Source organism: Devosia riboflavina (genome assembly GCF_000743575.1).
In the GTDB taxonomy this organism is placed as follows: Bacteria; Pseudomonadota; Alphaproteobacteria; order Rhizobiales; family Devosiaceae; genus Devosia; species Devosia riboflavina.
The window spans coordinates 136665-155771 of sequence record NZ_JQGC01000013.1; the positions used below are offsets into that span (position 1 = coordinate 136665).

The window sequence follows — 19107 nt, forward strand, 5'->3', positions numbered from 1 at the left end:
GGGCCCCGGACAACATTCTATCCAAAGATAGAAATTCGTTCCACCAGAGAGGGAGGTGGACGAACTCGATTGCGTTGGGGCGCAAAGTCAATGGGCGGCAAGCAAAGAGTTCGCTATCGCAGCGCATTGCAGCCTTATGTCGGGAACGGCTTCGATCTCGAAATATCGCCCTCTCGTCAGCGGCCCGACGACACGCACGCGCTGCGATACGCGCCCCTCAGAAGCGACCACTGCGCAATTGGCATCGACATCGAGACCAATGTGCATTTCGTCCGGCCGCGCCGCGCCCGATTGGATCAATTGCCGGATCAGCGGATTGGCACTGGCGCGCACATCCACCGAAACGCCGCCGCAATCATAGACACGCGCCACCTCGATCACCTCGCGCCTCTCGGCTCCGCGCGGACGAACCGTGGCGCGCACCAGATCCCCCGCTCGTTCGATACCGACGAATTCGCCCGCCACAAGATTGACCTGGCCCGTCTCCACGGCCCGCGCCAAGCCCGCATGGAGATCAGGCGGGAGGCGATGGCGGTGAATATTCCACCAGGGGCGGACATGGCGCAGAAACTGCCGCTTTTCCCGCAGCGGCCAACTGCCCCAGAGCCGCTGGTTGAAGGGCCGCAACCCGTCGACGACGCTGCGCCAATCGCCACCCTCGGCTTCCACGTCGCGCACAATGTCGCGGAACCAGCGCGCGAGATAGGTGAGGCTGGTGCCAAACGGCACGTCGGCCGCATCGATCGCTAACGGCGCCACATCCTTATGCGCCTTCGGCAGCAGGCCATTGCGCGAAACCACCGTGATCGGCCCACGATGCCGCGCTTCCGCCAGAGACACCCAGGCATCGACCATGCTGAGGCCGGATCCGAGGATCATGACGGCCGCATCGGGATCGAGCGGCGTGTCCCGCTCCGAGCCGGCGCGAACGGCAATGCCCCTGCCCCGCGCCGGCTGGGTTTCGTGGCCAACCGCCAGCGCCGCCCATTGCGAGACCACGCTTGTTCCATTGCCCAGCACCGTCTCGACGCCATTTGGCGTCTCATGCAGCGCCACCGCCTCCTCGGAACGAACCAGCAGACGTCCCGGCAGATGCTCGCCTGCTTCGCGCAGCACATCTTCAAGATAGGCGCCATAAAGCCGACGTGGCACGAAGGTCCAGGACGAGCCGTGCTTCCCCGGCTCGCGCCTCTGCAGCCAGCGCCAGAAATGGTCGGGATCGTCGGCAAAGGCGCTCATGCCGCGCGCCGGCACGTTGACGCGATGATTGCGCGCCAGCGCCGAATAGGCGAGGCCCTGCCCGAAGCGCCCCTGCCTTTCGAGCAGGGTGACGCGTAGATCGGGATCGGGACTGCGCAGAAGGTGAGCGGCCAGCAGCACGCCACTTGCCCCGCCACCGATGATGACAATGGATTTGCCTGTTGAGCCTGTGGCGGTCATCGCAACCCTCCCGGTTATGCGCAATGCGCCGTCAATATTCTGTGCAAAGACAAATACCGGCGGCTAAAGTGAGCGCAACTGCGCCTCAGGTGTCGCCCGCCTTGGCCGCTCTTGCCAGCGATCCGCCTGTTCGGCAACCTGCCGGGCCAGTTCGTAGCCCTCGACCCAGCGTCCAAAACCACTCGCCACATTGACGTGGCCCACATAACCGATGTCGACGAGCGGCGCCTGCCAGCTTTTGGCGAGCAAAATAGCCTTGTCGAGGCTCATATAGACATCGTCGCGACTGGCAACGACCGTCGCTGGAAAAGGCAAGCGCTCCGTCGGAATGCGACCGAATTCATAGCTCCGCGCATGCAGGGCCGATGTGCGCTCGATATCGGCTGGAGCAACAAGCAAAGCGCCGCCAACCAGAGACGCCACAGAACTCCTGGCGAGCCGCGCCACCAGAATGGTCCCAAGGCTATGAGCCACGATGATCGCACCCGGATTGGCCCGCACAGCCTGTTCAAGCCCCTGCTGCCAGCGCGTCGCATCGGGATTGGACCAATCGGCCTGTTCGACCAGTTGCGCCTCGTCAAAATCCTCGAGCCAGAAGCGCTGCCAGTGCCCTTCGCCCGATCCGTTAAGACCAGGCACGACAAGGACAGGCCGGGTCATCGCTCCGAAAACCCTTCGTGGCGCGCGTCCCAAAAACTGCGCGGCTCGGGCTCCGGCGCTTTGCCGGCAAGATAAATCGCGTCCTCTTCGAGCGGGCTCAGGGCCGCATCATCCGCTCGCTCAGGCAGGCCACCAAAGAAGTTTGCTTTGGCGGGCGCCTCTTCTGCTCTGTTCCTGGCCAGCGGGCCGGGACTGAAAATACCGAAGAAATGCACCATTCTGTCCTCCGAAGTAGAGATATCACTCAGGAAGGGGACGTGCCCCGCGGCAATAGGGGATGCGGCCGGCGCCAGACGCCGCCGGCCGCAAATATTACTGGGTGGGACCGGTATAGATCTGGTCGAACAGGCCGCCATCACCGAAATACTTCGGCTGCGCCTCACGCCAGCCACCGAAATCCTCGATGGTCACGAGGTTGAGTTCGCCGAAGCGGGCGATGTCTTCGGGCGCTGCCGCATCCGGACGGAACGGCCGATAGTAGTGCTTGGCCGCAATCGCCTGGCCGGCATCGGAATAGAGATAGTCGAGATAGCCTTCGGCGAGATCGAGATTACCCTTCTTCTCGGCATTGCCCGGAACCAATGCCACCGGCGGTTCGGCGAGAATCGAGAGCGACGGCGTCACGATGTCGAATGCATCGGGGCCAAGTTCCTCAAGGGCGAGATAGGCTTCGTTTTCCCAAGCGAGCAGAACGTCGCCAATGCCACGCTGCACGAAAGTGGTGGTGGAGCCGCGCGCACCGGTATCGAGCACCGGAACGTGCTGGAAGAGCTGGGTCACGAATTCCTGCGCCTTGGCGTCATCGCCGCCATTGGCTTCGCGGGCCCAGGCCCAGGCGGCCAGGAAATTCCAGCGCGCGCCACCCGAAGTCTTCGGGTTCGGCGTGATCACTTCGACGCCATCGGCGACCAGGTCGCCCCAGTCCTTGATGGCCTTGGGGTTACCCTTGCGGACAAGGAACACGATTGTCGAGGTATAGGGCGCGTTGTTGTTTTCGAGCTTCCCGCGCCAATCGGCCGGGATCAGGCTGGGATTGGCGTCGGAAATCGCGTTGATGTCGCTTTCGAGCGCCAGCGTCACAACGTCGGCCTCGAGCCCGTCGATCACGGTGCGGGCCTGCGAACCGGAACCGCCATGAGTGACCTGCACGGCGACGGTCTCGCCCTTCGTCTCCTGCCAATGGGCGATGAATGCCTCATTGAAGTCGCGATAGAGTTCGCGGGTGGGGTCATAGGAGACGTTGATGAGCGTCCGGTCCTGCGCATGGGCAGTGACGGAGAAACCAACCGCGAGCGATGCGGCCAGGGCGGCATAGGCGAAGATCTTGGCTGTCCGTTTCATTGGAACCTCCCGATAGCGAATACATAAACCCTATCAACTCAGTCGTGATTGAAAAGGTTCAGGCTTGCAAGCCGAAGCCGCTAAGGAGAAAATATTGCTCCCCCAGGGCATGCTTGCTAAGATTGTCGCAATGGGGTTTCGAAACGACGCCGTTTGCCTGGGTTTCGTTGCGTCTTTTTGCAGAGATTGACGAGAGCTTAACGACAAAAAAACCGGGCGCTGTGGGCCCAGGCTTTAACCCTAGACGGAGTGCAAAAATGCCTCAGCGCTCATCGCGCACGTCGATAAACAGCAGAGAAGCGGCCACCAAAATCAGCAGAATTTTGGACATCTCAACCATAAGTAGAACATCCATCATGCCGCTCACGAACAAACCAACGGTAAAGCTCAGAGCCAAATAGAGCCGAACGTCCCAATTGCCCGCGTTTCGCCGACTAAAAGCGGCCAATAGTGGCATCGCCATGAACAGGAAATAAGCGACGAGTCCCGGGATACCCGCGGCAACCGAGAGACTGAGCGGGTCATTGTGGATGTAACCCCACTGTTCGACTGCATAACCGTCCCGAGCCATTTGCGACAAGTATGGCATCGCTGCCTGCAATTGATTGTGCCAGCCATGACCAACGAGTGGAGCGTTGAGGAATGCTTGCCATCCAGCACGTAACATTTCGACCCTATAGGCCGTGGAAGTATCTTGACCCAGATCTCCGGTAACTACGCCTGCTATCGCGCGCAACGCGTTCCACGGACGACTAAAGCCTGCAAGATTGGCCAGGTAAACCGCTAGCAAGACCGCACCCATCAACCCGAGGGGAATGGCAATCTTGAACCACAGAGGGATAGCGCGACGCTGCACCCAGGCACACCCGTAAAGAAGGGCCAATGCACAGCCGATCACCAAGGCAGCTCTGGTGCCGGACGCCAGCGCCGCCAGCAGTCCAAGAACGGGACCAGCCCAGGCTATCCAACGCCACGGTGATTTACCGGACAAGGTCAGCGCCAAACTCATAAAGCCAAACGTTACTGCCCAAGTAGCAAAATGTATGGGGCTGAACTCGGGCGCCGTAACGCGATCCTGCCCCAGCATCAGACCGGCCAACCCAACCAGCGCGGCCAGGGCGGACGCAGCCAGACAGAGAAGGGCAAAATGCTTCAACGTGAAGTTCGCACTACTCAAAGGGGCAACTGCAAGCGCAAAAATTGGCATTAAGGCAAAGGGCAAAAAGTCACCGATGGACGCCACGCTCGGCAATGCAGGCTGGAAAAGAAAGGCCGTTGCCAACAGCAGGAAACCGGACCACGACGCCCAAAGCACGGGCGAACTGCGCAAGACAACCCAGAACGATTGTTGCCACCCCAAGGCAAAAGCAGGGATTGCCAGCAACATCGAGATATAAGCGGCATAGTTTCCAGAAAATGACCAAAATGTCACAGCAGAAACAACAACACTTCCAGAAAAAAACATTGAAATCAAATATGGATTTTCAATTCCTGCTTTTTTCGAAATAAAATTCATAATATTCCTGCTTATACGCTTCTTATTAATGACGCACTCAACAACCGCATAAATCTGCTGTGCTCTTATTGCCTGCGTCAAACTCTGTAAACGACCAATTGCGATGTCACGGCAGGCTGCAAAAGAACCCTATCGTTCCAATCGGAAACAGAGTCCGCAATACTTCACACGCCGGAACGCCCCCAGCGGTGCTGCAGCGAACGCCCGAAGCTGCCCAGAAAGGGCGCAAAAAAGAGGGCGATGGAGCGGAAATAGTGAATGAGCAGGAACAGCACCGTCAGCACCACCGCGCCCACGATGATCACCAGCTCCAGCGACAGGCCGATGGACTTGAGCCAGGCAGTCAGCAGCATGCCCGGCAGGATATGAGCCGCCGCCCAGGCAAAGGCCGAAGAAACGTTGATGATGGAAAACCAGCGATAGGGCATGCCCATCATGCCGGCGATCCCCGGAACCACCGCCTTCACCCCGGGAATGAACCGGCCAATGAAGACCGACTTGCCGCCGTGTCGCGCGAAGAACGCTTCCCCCCGGTCGAGCAGCTCCAGATAATTGCGAAAAGGCCAGATCGTCCGGATCCGGTCCTTCAATGCGTGGCCGACCGTATAAGAAATCGCGTCGCCGATCACCGCGCCCAGCACCGCGGCCAGATAGATTTCCCAGAACGGCAGCTTACCCGTGGCAATGATGCCGCCGACAAGCAACAGAACCGGCGTCGATGGCACGAAGAGCCCGAGGATGAACACTGCCTCGCCAATGGCGACGAGGAAAATAAACCCGATCGAAAGCCAGAAATTATCCGAGACGGTATTGAGCAGCGTCTCGAGCCACACCGATGTGGAGTGCAGAAATTCGATCATATGGGCTAAAAACCGGGGGAAATGAAATTGGGCAGGAAGAGCGTTGCAGCAACGCAGCGTCGGCAGTTTGCATCGATCTCGTTCACGAATGCCCCTCGATCACCCGGCCTATCCTCATAGGTATCGCCGGGACTATCGAACCAGACTACTCCTCCACAACCGGGGAAAGCTAGCCACCTTGCCGGCGGTCGCGACGATTTGCTTTATGAGCGAGGGCGGCGGACTTATCGCCTGCCGGACACTCACAACAAGGGCGTCCCTCCCCACGCTTTTGTGGATTTTTCCATGCGCATATGTGAGACCCGCCCCGGCGCAGCTCGCGCCGACCGATTTGCAGCGCCCCAAGATGCCCGACCATACGCCCAAGGATGAATTCCGATGACCTCGAAATCGGATGACGGCAATACCAAGCCACGCATCACCCCCGCCTCTCTTCTCGCCGGCTTTGCCATATTGATTGCCTGCCAATTGGCCGGCGAAACCCTGGTCAGCATCGGACGTCTCCTCGCCCCGTCCTTCGTTTTTCCCGGTCCCGTCGCCGGCATGCTTCTGCTTCTCGCCTTTCTCGGTTGGCGTCGCCGCCTGCCGATCGGGCTCGATGCCATGGCAACCGGGCTCATCGGCATCCTGTCGCTGCTCTTTGTGCCCTCGGCCGTCGGCATCGTTCAATATGGCGGGCTGATCCTCGAATGGGGTCCGCCCCTATTGCTGGCCCTGGTCGTCTCGACGGTGCTGACCTTGCTCGTCACCGTCGGCACCTATCTGGCGCTCGCCCGCCTCTCGAATGGAGAAAAGCCATGAACAGCATTGCGGAAATCTGGGTCTATCTCAGCGCCAGCCCCCTGCTCTGGCTCACGGCAACCATTCTCGCCTACCTCCTGGCCCTCGCTATTTCGGCAAAGCTGGGTGGCACGCCTCTCGCCAATAGCGTGCTCATCGCCGGCGTCCTGATCATAGTCCTGCTGCAGGTGACCCAGACCTCCTACATCAGCTATTTCGAAGGCGCCCAGTTCGTGCACTTCCTGCTCGGACCGGCCACGGTTGCCCTCGCCATTCCGCTCTATAAAAACCTCGAAAAGTTGCGGCGCTCACTCCTGCCAATCGCGGGAGCCCTTATCGCCGGCTCTCTCACCGCCATGGGCAGCGCCGTTGCAATCGCTACCGCCTTCGGCGCACCCGCCGATGTAGTCGCGTCCATCGCGCCGAAATCCACCAGCGCCCCGATCGCCATGGAGCTCGCCCGCAATCTCGGTGGCATTCCGTCCCTTGCTGCCGTGCTGGTCATCCTCACCGGCATCCTCGGTGCCGTCATCGTCACGCCGCTGATGAATGCCCTTCGGATCAAGGATTATGCCGCCCGCGGCTTTGCCGTGGGCGTTGCATCCCACGGCATCGGCACGGCGAGGGCCTTCCAGGTCAGCGAAGTTGCCGGCGCCTTTTCCGGCATAGCCATGGCACTCAATGGCGCCCTGACCAGCATCCTCGTCTTGGTCTGGGTCCTTCTCTCCCAGGCCTAGCCCTTGCCCACGACTTCGGCGGCAGCAATCGCGGCCATATTGACGAGTCCTCGGCTGGTCACGGTCGGCGCGACGATATGCGCCGGCTGCCGCGTTCCCATCAGGATCGGTCCGATATGGAGCCCGTTATTCAGCTCCTTGAGCAGCGTCATCGACAGATTGGCCGCTTCAAGGTTCGGGAAGATCAACAGGTTCGCTTCCCCATTCAGCACCGAGTCCGGAATATAGCGCTCGCGCAGCTCGGCATTGACAGCCAGATCGCCCTGCATTTCGCCCTCAACCACGAGATCCGGCGCCACCGCCTTGAGCTTCTCATAGACGGCCCGCATCTTGCCGGCCGTCTCGCCCTCGCGCGAACCGAAGTTCGAATAGCTCAACAGAGCCGCCTTGGCTTCGATATTAAAGCGCTTGAGGTGGTCCCGCGCCTGCAGTGTGATCGACACCAGTTCGTCGACAGAGGGATCAATGTTCACATAGGTGTCGGCGAGGAAAAACACGCCGCGATTGAGCAGCAGCATCGACAGCGCCGAAAGCTGGCTGGCATCGTCCGCTAGGCCGATCACCGAGTGAATATCCCGCGCATGCTTGATGAACCGCCCCTGCAAGCCGCAGATCAGCGCATCCGCATCCCCGCGCCGAACGCCCAAAGCGCCGATAACGGTACTATTGGTCCGCAAAATCGTCCGCGCCGTATCCGGCGTCACCCCCTTGCGCCCCACCAGCGAGTGGAACTCGGCGACATAGTCGCGATAGCGCGGATCGTCCTCTGGATTGATAACCTCAAAATCCTTGCCCGGACGAATGGTCAAACCGAACCGCTCCAGCCGCGCTTCGATCACTGAAGGCCGCCCGATCAGGATCGGCTTGCCGATGCCATCCTCAAGGATCACCTGCGCCGCCCGCAACACCCGCTCGTCCTCGCCATCGGCAAAGGCAATACGCTTGGCCCCGCTCTGCGCCTGCTCGATCATCGGCTTCATCACCATGCCCGAGCGGAACACGAAGCGACGGAGCTGGTCACGATACGCGTCGAAATCGGCGATCGGCCGCGCCGCAACCCCGCTCTCCATCGCCGCCTTGGCCACGGCCGGCGCGATCCTCAAAATGAGCCGTTGATCGAACGGATTGGGGATCAGGTAATCCGCCCCAAAGATCGCCGGCACACCATGCGCCGTCGCCTCCAGCCCCGGCTCATGCGCCAGTTGCGCAATGGCATGCGCCGCCGCCGCCTTCATTTCCTCATTGATGACAGTCGCTCCGCAATCGAGCGCGCCACGGAAGAGGAACGGGAAGCAGAGGACGTTGTTGACCTGATTGGGATAGTCCGAGCGCCCCGTGCAAACCAGCGCATCGGGCCGCGTCGCCTTTGCCAGTTCCGGCATGATTTCGGGGATCGGATTGCTGAGCGCCAGGATCAACGGATTTTCCGCCATATCCTTCATCATCTCCGGCTTGAGCGCCGCGGCCTTCGAAAGGCCGACATAGATATCGGCGCCCGCCACTACCTCGCTCAGCTCCGTTGCTTCCGTATCCTGCGCAAAAGCCCCGCGCCAGCGATCGACCGAATTGTCGCGCTTCCTGGTCACCAGACCCTTGGAGTCAGCGATCCAGATATTCTCGCGTTTTGCCCCAACCGCAATCAGCATATTCATGCAGGCAATGGCCGCCGCCCCTGCCCCCGAGGTGACGATCTTCACCCTGCCAATATCCTTGCGCACCAGCCGCATGGCATTGATTACGGCCGCCGCCACGATGATGGCTGTGCCATGCTGGTCATCGTGAAAGACCGGGATATTCATCCGCTCGCGCAGCGCTTCCTCAATCTCGAAGCACTCCGGCGCCTTGATGTCTTCAAGGTTGATCCCACCAAAACTGGGCTCGAGCGGCGCCACGATCTCGATAAACCGCTTGGGGTCCTGCTCATTCACCTCGAGATCGATGGAGTCGATCCCAGCGAATTTCTTGAACAGCACCGCCTTGCCTTCCATCACGGGCTTGGACGCCAGCGCCCCGATATTGCCCAGGCCCAGCACCGCCGTGCCATTGGAAATCACGGCAACCAGATTGCCCTTGGACGTGTACTTGTAAGCCGCCTGCGGATCGGCGGCGATTTCCTCGCAGGGAATAGCCACACCCGGGGAATAGGCCAGCGACAGATCGCGCGTATTGGCCAGAGGCTTCGTCGCCACGATCTCCAGCTTGCCGGGCTTGGGAAACTCATGAAAATGCAGCGCCGCATCGTGCAGGCTGGAAGTATTGTCGGCCATTTTGTCTCCCCGGTATTGCTATGAGCTACTGGCGCCCCCTCGGGAACGCCTTTCGCCTTCGATCGTGCGGCATCCCACAATCAGAACGGCACCCGTCATGACCAGCTAGACTTTGGTCGCGACACCGGGCTGGAGACCGATTACTTCGAGGACAATTCGGCGCGTTTGCGAAGCTGTTTCGTCGCTATCAAGTCGGCCAGCGCATAATGACAAACTGTTGCGGCCGCTCAGATAAATCCATGCATATTTTCGGCCCCATCTTACGATCTATTAGCAACTCGGGCGCTTAATAGTGGGCATGGACGCTTTCTTCGATCGACAACTTTCGGTGGACGACCTCGTCCTCGAGCTTTCGATGGCTCGGGGCCTTGGCGAAATCATGGATGTTGTGCGCCAGAGAGCGCGTCAGTTGGTCGGCGCCGATGGAATAACCTTCGTTCTGCGCGACGGCGACAAGTGCTTCTATGCCGATGAAGACGCCATTGCCCCGCTCTGGAAGGGACAGCGTTTTCCGATATCCTCCTGCATATCGGGCTGGGCAATGATGAATCGCCAGAGTGTAGTGATCGAAGACATCACGCTCGATGAGCGCATCCCCCAGGACGCCTATCGCCAAACCTTCGTGAAGAGCCTCGCCATGGTTCCGGTGAGGATGGAAGATCCCGTCGCCGCCATCGGTGCCTATTGGGCGCAGAAGCAGGTTCCTTCAACCGAGCAATTGCATTTCCTGCGCCGCATCGCCAATAGCGCGGCTGTGGCGATCACCAATGTCGGCCTGCTTGAAGCGCTCGTCGCCTCCCGCGAAGAAGCCGTGCGCGCCAAGGATGCCATCATCTTTGCCATGGCCTCCCTCGCCGAGGTTCGGGACAACGAGACCGGCAACCACATCTATCGCACGCAGCATTATGTGCGCGCCCTCTGCGAAGCGGCCCGCCCCTATTTCCCCTCCGAGCTCGACGGCGACATGGTCGAGACCATGTTCAAATCCGCCCCGCTGCACGACATCGGCAAGGTTGGCATTCCCGACAAGATCCTGCTCAAACCCGGCAAGCTCGATGCGGAGGAATATGCCATCATGCAGGGCCACGCGGAACTGGGCCGCCGCGCCATCGAGGCAGCCGAGCGGCGGCTGGGCACCAGTACCTTCCTCTCCGTGGCCAGGGATATTGCCTATTCCCACCACGAGAAATGGAACGGAACCGGCTATCCCCTCGGCCTCGCTGGCGCGGCCATCCCCCTGCCCGGGCGCCTGATGGCCATAGCCGACGTCTACGATGCCCTGGTCTCAAAGCGCGTCTACAAGGACGCCATGCCCCATGACGAGGCCGTCGCCCTGATCGAGAGCGAAAGCGGCGCACATTTCGATCCCGCTTTGGTAAGCATATTCAAGGCGATCTCGCCGCAATTCCACGAAATCCACGAGCGCTTCGGCGACTCCTGAGCCTATCGCCCCACGCTCGCATCGAGCATTTCGACAAAGAGGCTATAGGCCACCTCCGTATTGGCGTGTTCCTGCCGCGGATCGATGAGGTCGTGCGGCAGGCCAAGGGCAAGCGGCACCACTTTCACACCAACCTGCGCACCATGGGCCTGCCAGGCCGCAACGAGGCGATCGATGAGGCGGTCATTCACTTCGGTATCGGCCTCGTTGACCATCACCGAAAGCGCCTGCGCGAGAGGTGCCTCCCGCCCCGCCAGCTCGGCCGTCACCTCGCCAATGAGCATGAACTGCCCCAAGGCTCGGGTGGCAACGCGCGGATAGGCATAATCCATTTCCGCTGATCCCTCGGGATTCTGCGGATCCCAGCTCATCATTATGTTGGGCAGCAGCAGGAGAAGATTGGTGGCCGCCCGATTGGCCCAGGCCGGAACCTGTCTCGGCCCGAAAAACGGCGCCATGGCAATCGCCTGGTCGACATCGGCACGCTGCTGGCCGCTCCAGGCCGACAGCACGCCGCCCGCCGAAAGGCCGCTGACGATAACCTCTCCCCCAAGACCGCGCCCGATGGCGATAGCCTCCTCGGTCGCCGCCACATAGTCCTCCGCGCCGACCGTGGCCAAGGCCGTGGTCATGCGATCGAGCTCGCCGTGCCCCGGCAATCGCGGCACATAGACGTTGTAGCCCAAGGCGAAAAGTTTCGGCGCCAACTCGTCCGCCTGGGCCGGACAATTGGTCAACCCATGAAGGAAAATCACCGTCGGGGCCGCTCTGCTCTCTTGCAGAAGCAGCTTCGAGGCACAGCGTGGATTGATCGGGATCTGGTCCTCGCGCTGCCGTGCCGCCTCGAAGCTGGCAATCGCCTGCTCATAGCCTGGCGGCTCGGCCAAATCTCCCGTTCCCACAACATGCCCGTGATCAAGCGGCACTATCGTGAGCCCGACAAACAGGGCAACCAGAGCGCCCGCCAGGACCAGCAGCACCACGCCCGTCCCGCGCAGCAATTTCAGCGCCGGATCGCCCCCTTTCAGCGCGGGATAAAAAGGCCGCAGCAACAGCGTTGCGACAATTCCAATAACGGCCATGGTCGGAACCGCGGCAAACCCCGTCGTCAGAAAACCCAGTCCACTCAGCCGGCTTACCGTTGCCGCCTGCTCCACCGCCGCATCGATCTCGGGCGAAATCCTGAAGAGTTCATCGACTGCAAGCACCACCGGGTAGGAGAAAATCCCCGCCAATGCCCCGGCAATCGCGCCGCGCAAGAGCGATAGCCGACCGCTGCGCCCCACCAATATCCACCACGCCAGCAGCCCGACGATGAAAATACCGAGGGCGACATCGGCCCAGTCCAGCCTGCCCTCGCTGCCAAAGAGTTCGGCGACAGGCAATCCTCCGAAGAACGTCGCGACGAGCCCGCCCAGGGAAAAAATGATCCCCGCCAATACATTCGCCAGAACAGGTTGGAACTTCATGCCACGACCACTCCCTCGCCCCCGACCATACTGAAAGCACAAGTCATTCTCGATGTGCGCAAAATCCCGCAGCTTTGCTGCCCGTCCCTATTTCTGCGCAAACCACAGGCGCGGCTTTCCCCCTGCCCGTTCTGGGATTAGCTAATTGGCGGCAGTAGTTTGGTGAGCGTAAACATGCGCCTGATTGAACGAATAGGGTCCTACATTTCCATAGCGGGCCTGATTGTCGGCATCCTGTTCTTCGCCCTGTCGCTCACGCCCTCGCTGATCCCGCGACCCGCCGTCGTCCAGGGCCTGTTATCGGGCTGCGTCTTTGCTGTCGGCTACGCCGTGGGCGCTGTTCTCTTCTGGTTCTGGACCTACCTGCAGCTTCATCCCGCCAATCTCGCGGTGCGGCGCTGGTTGCGCTGGGGTCTGCTCGCAATTGCGGGCGTAATCGCCCTGATCTGCCTCTATCGCTACACTGGCTGGCAAAACACCGTCCGCGCCGAAATGCAGCTCGAGCCGATGGAGGATAGCCACGTTTTTCTGGTCATCATGCTGGCGCTGATCCCGGCCCTCCTCCTCGTCTCCATCGGCACGCTGCTCACGCGCGGAACGCAACGCGTTGCAGCTCTCCTGCGCACCCGCATGCCACCCCGCGCCGCCACCCTCGCGGGCATCGTCATCGTCGGCATCGTCACGGGCCTTTTGGTCAATGGCGTCCTCGTGCGCGGCCTGCTGGATTTTGCCGACGAAACCTTCCTCCGCATCGACGCCATCGTTGCCCTCACCGGCAATCCCGCGCCGACCGACCCGCTGCGCTCAGGCAGTCAGGCTTCCCTCGTTCCCTGGACCTCCATAGGTCGCGATGGCCGGGTCTATATCGAAACGCAACCGACCGCAGAAAATATCGAGGCCGTCACCGGCCGACCTGCCCTCACGCCCCTGCGCACCTATGTCGGCCTGCGCTCAGCCGAAACGCTCGCCCAGCGCGCCGACCTCGCCTTGGCAGAGATGCTGCGCGTCGGTGCCTTCGATCGCTCCACTCTCGTCATTATCATGCCCGTCGGCACCGGCTGGATCGATCCGCCCAGCATCGATGCGCTGGAATACCTCCTCGATGGCGACGTCGCGAGCGTGGCCATCCAGTATTCCTACCTCACAAGCCCTCTCTCGCTTCTGGTCGAGCCCGATGAAGGCAAGTCGACCGCTCAGGCCCTTTTCGACATCGTCTACAATTACTGGCGCGCCTTGCCCGCCGACCAGCGGCCACGCCTGTTCCTCAATGGGCTCAGCCTCGGCGCCAATAGCTCCCAGGCATCGACCATGTTTCTCGATGTCCTCGCCGCCCCCTTCGATGGCGCGCTCTGGGTCGGTCCACCCTTCACCAGCACCGTCTGGCGCTGGTCGACAGCTAACCGAGCTGATCAATCCCCCGAATGGCGCCCCGTCTTCGGCGACAGTTCCAGCGTGCGCTTTGCCAATCGCGGCGCCGATCTCGCCGAGCCCGGCGGGGACTGGGGCCCGATGCGCATCGCTTTCCTCCAATATCCCAGCGATCCCATCGTTTTCTTCGACTACGACACGATCTTTCGTGCGCCAGCCTGGATGGAAGGCGAACGCGGCGAAGGCGTATCGCCCGAATTCCATTGGTACCCGATCGTTACCTTCCTGCAGCTCGCCATGGATATGGCGCTCTCCAACACCTCTCCTATTGGCTACGGTCACGTCTATTCCGCCGCCGACTATGCCGACGCCTGGTATGCCCTGGTCGAGCCCGAAGGCTGGCGTGCCGAGAAACTGACGGCCCTCAAGGCAGCATTGGCCCAAAATACGGGCCGCGCCGAATGACGACACCGGGGTCAGATCGCCGACCCGTCCGGCGCCCCGGCACGCTCGCGGCCGGCCTCTTGTTCGGCCTTGCCGCCCTGGCAATCGCTCCCGCCATCGGCCTCAGCATCAGCGCCGACCTCCTCAACGATGACGGGCAGGTCACCTGGTTCAATCTCTTCATTGGCGCCGGCGCCTGCGGCGCGATCATGTGGCTTCTGCTCTGCAGCCTGCCCCGCGCTGTCACGCTACTGCGCGGTGGCATCGCCGGCATCCTGGCGGGTCTCGTCTCATACCCCGTCGTCATCACCTTCGCCGAACTCCTGCAGCGACAGTGGGCCCTTCTGCCACCATTGTGGGAGCGCCTGGAACAGGTTCAGCTCATCACTACGCTCACCCTGATCACCACCGGCTTTCCCGGCGTGCTGCTCATGTCCCTCGCCGGCATGGTCATCGCGCTCCTGTTCAAGCGGCTGCATCGAAACACGAGCAAAGCCGCGATCTCACGCAAAAATCCTGCAGTCCCGCGCGTGGCGCTGGGTCTGGCCATATTGGCCCTTGCTGGTCTTGGCAGCGCCTTTTTCTGGTTCGGCAACATCGCGATCGACGCGCCCGACATATCCACGCCCATTGACGAGGCCTCGATGAACTACGAGCAAGCCACGGCCGCTTTTGCCGCCCTAGAAGAACAGGAAGCAGGCCTCGGCCTCGATCAGCTCTGCCATTCCCGGCTGCTGACACACGGCCAGAAGGTGGCCCGCGTCGTGGTCTATTTTCACGGCTTCACCAGTTGCCCCGCCCAGGCGGACGCCCTCGCCGAGCAATTGTTCGCGCTTGGCTACAATGTCTACCTGCCCCGCATGCACGGCCACGGCCTTGCCGATCCCGCACCGAGCGATCTCGACGACTTCACCGCCGATGGCCTCATGGCGCACACCAATGCCGCACTCGACCTGGCTCAGGGTCTCGGCGACGATGTCACCGTCATGGGCCTCTCCGCCGGCGGCACATTATCCGCCTGGGCCGCCCAGTTTCGGGAAGACGTCGATCACGCTGTGCTCGTCTCGCCCTTTTTCGGCCCCTACGTGGTCCCGACCTGGGCCATGCAGGCCGGCACGAATGTCACCCGCGCCCTGCCCAATATCATCTTCTCCTGGAATCCCCTCGAAAACGCCACGCCGGAAAAGGCCGCCATTGCCCACGCTCTGCCGACCACCCACGCCTTGACCGAGATCATGCTGGTTGGTTGGCAGGTTCACGCCGCCGCCCAGACAACGCCCCCTTCCGTGCCCAATATCTCGATCCTCCTCAACGACGCCGACGTCGCCGTCAACAATCGCCAGACCCTCGAGATCGCGGCCTATTGGCAGGCCCACGGCGTCGCGCCCGTCATCACGACGCTGCCCTTCGGCGCCCGCCTCCCCCACGACCTGATCAACACGCGTGAACGCGGCGCCAATGTGGACCTAGTCTATCCCGCGCTCCTGGAATTGCTCGCCCGACGCTAGTTTACCGCCACGCCCATATCGAAACCGGCAATCTGCTTCGACATCATCACCGCATAGTCCGGCGTGAGCGGCCCCATCGAACAGACCCGTGTTTCGCTACTGCTCGCACGACAGGCCGCATTCAGCGCTGCAATCGTGCCGCGCGTCAGCCGTCCATCGAGCGGTCCCCCATAGCGCTCCGCCTTTTTCAATTGCTGTTGCAGCACATAGACATAGGCGTTCTTGTTGCTCCAGAAGAGCATTTGCACCGCCTGGGTGACATCGCCCGCACCCAGTTTGCCAAAGCTGTCTCCCACCGCCCGCATGGCATCGAGCGTCGGTGGTCCGGCCGCCTGCAGCGCCATGCTTTCAAAAGTTGCAGCATCAGGCTGCAATAGCCCACCATACTGGTCGAGCGATGCCTTCGCCTTGGCGATGGAAGGCGACAGCCCGCCCCCGCCCGCCCGATAGAGCTGCAGCAACAGACGCAGCGCCGCAGGATTTTCGCGCTTCACCTCTGCCAGAAGCCGCTGCTCAGCCGCCTTGCCGCCCTCGGCCCCGGCAACCCCCATCATTTCGAGGCGGGCCATTTCCACTGCGGCCCCCGGCACCCCCTGGGACACCGCCCCGCGCACCAGCTCCAGCCCCTCTTGCCGATGCTCCTTTGCCAGTGGCCCCGAAGAGAGCAGCCCGCCAAACCGAAAGCTCCCGCTGGCATCGCCAAGCGCTACCGCCCGATCGAAATAGTCGCGCGCCTTCGCATAGTCGGGTTCGCCATAGCGGCCATCGGCATAATAGCCCCCGAGAATACCATTGGCCCAGGCGCTGTCCTGCGCGGCGTCACCCAGCAGCGTCAGTGACTGCCCCACGTCCCGCGCCACCCCGCGCCCTTCGAAATACATCAGCGCGAGCTGAATTCTGGCAAGGTCATCGCCGTCGGCCGCCGCCGCCTCGAAGAATTCGGCCGCCTTGACCGGATCCGGTCGCAGCGTCCCGGCGCCATTGAGGTAGAGCAGTCCCAACTTCACCGCGCCGGCCGCAATGCCCTGATCCAGCGCCCGCTGATAATAGTCCCGCGCCGCCACGGCATCGACATCCACTGCGCCACCCTGTGTCAGCGCATCGCCAAGCTGGATCTTGGCCCAGCCATCGCCCGCCTCGGCAACTTCCCGCAGCAATTGCAGCCCGCGCCCCGCATCCCCCGGCCCCGCCTCGCCGGCCAGCAGCATCAATCCAAGCTTGTTCTTGGCTCCAAGTTCCCCCAGCGCTGCGGCCTTCTCATAATAGCCCCGTCCCACAGACGGATCCGCCACAATGGGGTCCGCCCCCTTCACGTAGAGATCACCCAACATCGCCAGCGCCGCGGCGCTTCCCTCTTCCGCCAGCGGTTCGAGCAGCGCCCGAACCCTCTCCCCGTCCTTCGGCAGCACACGGCCCTCAAGCAACAGCGCTGCCAGGCTAGTCGTCCCCCAGGCATCGTACTCTTTCGTCGCGGCCTCCAGCAGGAGAACGCCCTTGTCCACATCAGCCCGCACGTCCGAACTGAGCAGCATCTGCGCCAAGGTCACGCGTGATGCATTATCCCCCATATCCGCGGCCCGCCCCAGATAGGTCCGCGCCATGACCGGATCGGGCTCGACATCGCCAACCCCGTCCCGATAGCTGATCCCCAACCGAAACAGTCCCGCCGCACTGCCCAGGTCAGCCGCCTTTTTGAACATGGCAATCGCCTTGGCCCCATCCACCGGAACGACATCGCCAGCAGCAAGCAAGGCGCCCACATCGATCGCCAGCCATGGATCGGTGGAGCGGGAAACCGCCTGGTCGAGCAGGCCCAGCCCCCGCGAAATATCCTGCTTCGTCCCCTCTCCGCGTACCAGCATGAAGCCGAGGCGGCTCGCCGCCTGCGCCTCACCCTGCTCATAGGCCGCGTCAATCAAGGCAAAAGCCCTGGATGGGTCGGCAGCGACATCCCCCGCCCCCTTGGCATAGATGTCACTCAGGGCCACCTGTGCCGCTGCGCTACCCCCATCGGCAAGCGGCGCCAGCAAAGCCACCGCCCGCTGCGCATCCTGAGGCACCTTTTCGCCGCGCACCAACAAATCAGCCAGGATCGTTGCCGGCCATGCTTCCCCCCGCGCCGCCCCCGCATCCAGCAGCTTTACCGCCCGATCGACCGCCGCCCTGCCCCCATCATCCAGCAGCAACAGCGCCAGATTGATCTGAGCAAAACTGTCACCCTTGGCGACGGCTGCCTCCCAAAACTCCCGCGACTTCGCGGGATCAGCCGCCTCCGAGCCCAACCCCGTCTGATACGCTTGCGCCAAGCGTGTCAGCGCGGCCGTATTGCCGGTAGCGGCCGCCTTCTCGAAGTAGGGGATCGCCTTTTCCGCGGGCGGCACCAGACCCTTCGCATAAAGATCGCCCAGCGTGATCAACACCCATGGATCGCCAGTCTGGCTGACCTCTTCAAGCAGCTCCACGGCTTGCTCGAGATCGCGGTCAACACCATTGCCATCGATCAAAAGCAACGCCAGTTGGAATTTGCCCCAAAGATCGCCTGTGGCCGCCGCTCTTTCAAGATACTCCGCCGCCAACGGTACATCCTTGGGCATATTGCGCGCGCCTGTGAGATAAAGTTCTCCCAACCCCGTCAGTGCGCCGGCATTCCCCCCCTTGGCCAGCGGCTCCAGCAGCGCCACGACCTTCGCCCCATCCTGTTCCACCACCTCGCCCTGGCGATAAAGACTGGCCAGCAGGATTGCGGCCCACCCATCCCCTCGCTCCGCTACCCCGGTCAGCAACCGCACGGCGCGCTCGGCTCCTCCCGGCGTACCCTCCTTGAGCAGTTCCTGAGCCAACTCCACCTTGGCCGCCGGATTGCCCTGCGCCGATGCCGTCTCCAGCGCCACAAGGGCACAATCGGGCAAAGTCACAGTCACGGCACAGGTCTCTCCCGTGGCCGCCAAGGCAGGGGTGCTGAGGCACAAGGCAAGAAGAATAACTGACGGGCGCATTGCAGCCTCCGACCACACGAGGCCAACAGCATGACCACCTCGCCGCCATCGGCATTGACGAGCGTCAAAATCAGCCCATCACAAATTCAAGGCTCCCGCTCCACACATACGTCCTAACTTGGAAAGCGCGGCACCTCATGGCATGCGCTTGCGGCGACAACTGAGCATAAGCGCAAGGAAGAATGTTTGGTCGAGATCGCGCTAGCCTGCTGCCAGGTCGATAGGAAATCCCCACGGCGTCGACCCAACGCGCTCCCTTCGCCACCCGGCCCCAGCCGAC

14 protein-coding genes are annotated in these 19107 nt (G+C 62.0%); 5 read left to right on the plus strand and 9 right to left on the minus strand.

Annotated features, from left to right (window positions below; all coding sequences use genetic code 11):
• Nucleotides 1-87: 87 nt before the first annotated feature.
• The 6 genes from JP75_RS14660 to JP75_RS25380 all read right to left on the minus strand — a co-directional run bounded on the left by JP75_RS14660 (nt 88) and on the right by JP75_RS25380 (nt 5817).
• Entirely contained in the window at nt 88-1440 is a 1353-nt protein-coding gene (locus JP75_RS14660) for an FAD/NAD(P)-binding protein (protein WP_035084217.1), read from the minus strand.
• Nucleotides 1441-1503: 63 nt separating this feature from the next.
• Entirely contained in the window at nt 1504-2100 is a 597-nt protein-coding gene (locus JP75_RS14665) for an RBBP9/YdeN family alpha/beta hydrolase (RefSeq protein WP_035084219.1), read from the minus strand.
• Complete coding sequence (locus JP75_RS14670) at nt 2097-2318, minus strand: hypothetical protein (RefSeq protein WP_035084220.1); 222 nt, start codon at nt 2316-2318, stop codon at nt 2097-2099. Before JP75_RS14670 ends, JP75_RS14665 begins: the two co-directional genes overlap by 4 nt.
• Nucleotides 2319-2412: 94 nt before the next feature.
• Nucleotides 2413-3441, minus strand: coding sequence for a sulfate ABC transporter substrate-binding protein (locus JP75_RS14675; RefSeq protein WP_035084222.1), 1029 nt, complete (start codon nt 3439-3441; stop codon nt 2413-2415).
• A 262-nt stretch (nt 3442-3703) separates the two neighbouring features.
• Nucleotides 3704-4957, minus strand: coding sequence for an O-antigen ligase family protein (locus JP75_RS14680; protein ID WP_084587695.1), 1254 nt, complete (start codon nt 4955-4957; stop codon nt 3704-3706).
• Between the two features lie 164 nt (nt 4958-5121).
• Nucleotides 5122-5817: a DedA family protein gene (locus JP75_RS25380; RefSeq protein WP_051960734.1), complete on the minus strand. Its 696-nt coding sequence runs from the start codon at nt 5815-5817 to the stop codon at nt 5122-5124.
• Between the two features lie 378 nt (nt 5818-6195).
• Between JP75_RS25380 and JP75_RS14690 the strand changes: the two genes are divergently transcribed.
• Both JP75_RS14690 and JP75_RS14695 read left to right on the plus strand, forming a co-directional pair.
• The gene (locus JP75_RS14690) at nt 6196-6618 is read left to right on the plus strand and encodes a CidA/LrgA family protein (protein WP_051960735.1); all 423 of its coding nucleotides are present in this window, start codon (nt 6196-6198) and stop codon (nt 6616-6618) included.
• Nucleotides 6615-7334: an LrgB family protein gene (locus JP75_RS14695; protein ID WP_035084225.1), complete on the plus strand. Its 720-nt coding sequence runs from the start codon at nt 6615-6617 to the stop codon at nt 7332-7334. Before JP75_RS14690 ends, JP75_RS14695 begins: the two co-directional genes overlap by 4 nt.
• Here JP75_RS14695 and JP75_RS14700 read toward each other — a convergent pair.
• On the minus strand, nt 7331-9601 hold the full coding sequence (locus tag JP75_RS14700; RefSeq protein WP_035084226.1) for an NADP-dependent malic enzyme: 2271 nt from the start codon (nt 9599-9601) through the stop codon (nt 7331-7333). The two genes, JP75_RS14695 and JP75_RS14700, sit on opposite strands and share 4 nt — an antisense overlap.
• Nucleotides 9602-9956: 355 nt before the next feature.
• On the opposite strand from JP75_RS14700, the gene JP75_RS25385 reads away from it, so the two are divergent.
• Nucleotides 9957-11042, plus strand: a complete 1086-nt coding sequence (locus JP75_RS25385) for an HD-GYP domain-containing protein (protein WP_201772943.1) — start codon at nt 9957-9959, stop codon at nt 11040-11042.
• A 2-nt stretch (nt 11043-11044) separates the two neighbouring features.
• Here JP75_RS25385 and JP75_RS14710 read toward each other — a convergent pair whose 3' ends face one another.
• Entirely contained in the window at nt 11045-12511 is a 1467-nt protein-coding gene (locus tag JP75_RS14710) for an alpha/beta fold hydrolase (RefSeq protein ID WP_084587696.1), read from the minus strand.
• Nucleotides 12512-12685: 174 nt separating this feature from the next.
• Here JP75_RS14710 and JP75_RS14715 point away from each other — a divergent pair, with 174 nt between their 5' ends.
• Together JP75_RS14715 and JP75_RS14720 are read left to right on the plus strand one after the other, a co-directional pair.
• The gene (locus JP75_RS14715) at nt 12686-14344 is read left to right on the plus strand and encodes an alpha/beta hydrolase (protein WP_035084229.1); all 1659 of its coding nucleotides are present in this window, start codon (nt 12686-12688) and stop codon (nt 14342-14344) included.
• Complete coding sequence (locus tag JP75_RS14720) at nt 14341-15831, plus strand: alpha/beta hydrolase (RefSeq protein WP_035084230.1); 1491 nt, start codon at nt 14341-14343, stop codon at nt 15829-15831. Before JP75_RS14715 ends, JP75_RS14720 begins: the two co-directional genes overlap by 4 nt.
• Here the strand turns inward: JP75_RS14720 and JP75_RS14725 are convergent.
• Complete coding sequence (locus JP75_RS14725) at nt 15828-18752, minus strand: tetratricopeptide repeat protein (RefSeq protein ID WP_160194696.1); 2925 nt, start codon at nt 18750-18752, stop codon at nt 15828-15830. The two genes, JP75_RS14720 and JP75_RS14725, sit on opposite strands and share 4 nt — an antisense overlap.
• Nucleotides 18753-19107 lie beyond the last annotated feature (355 nt).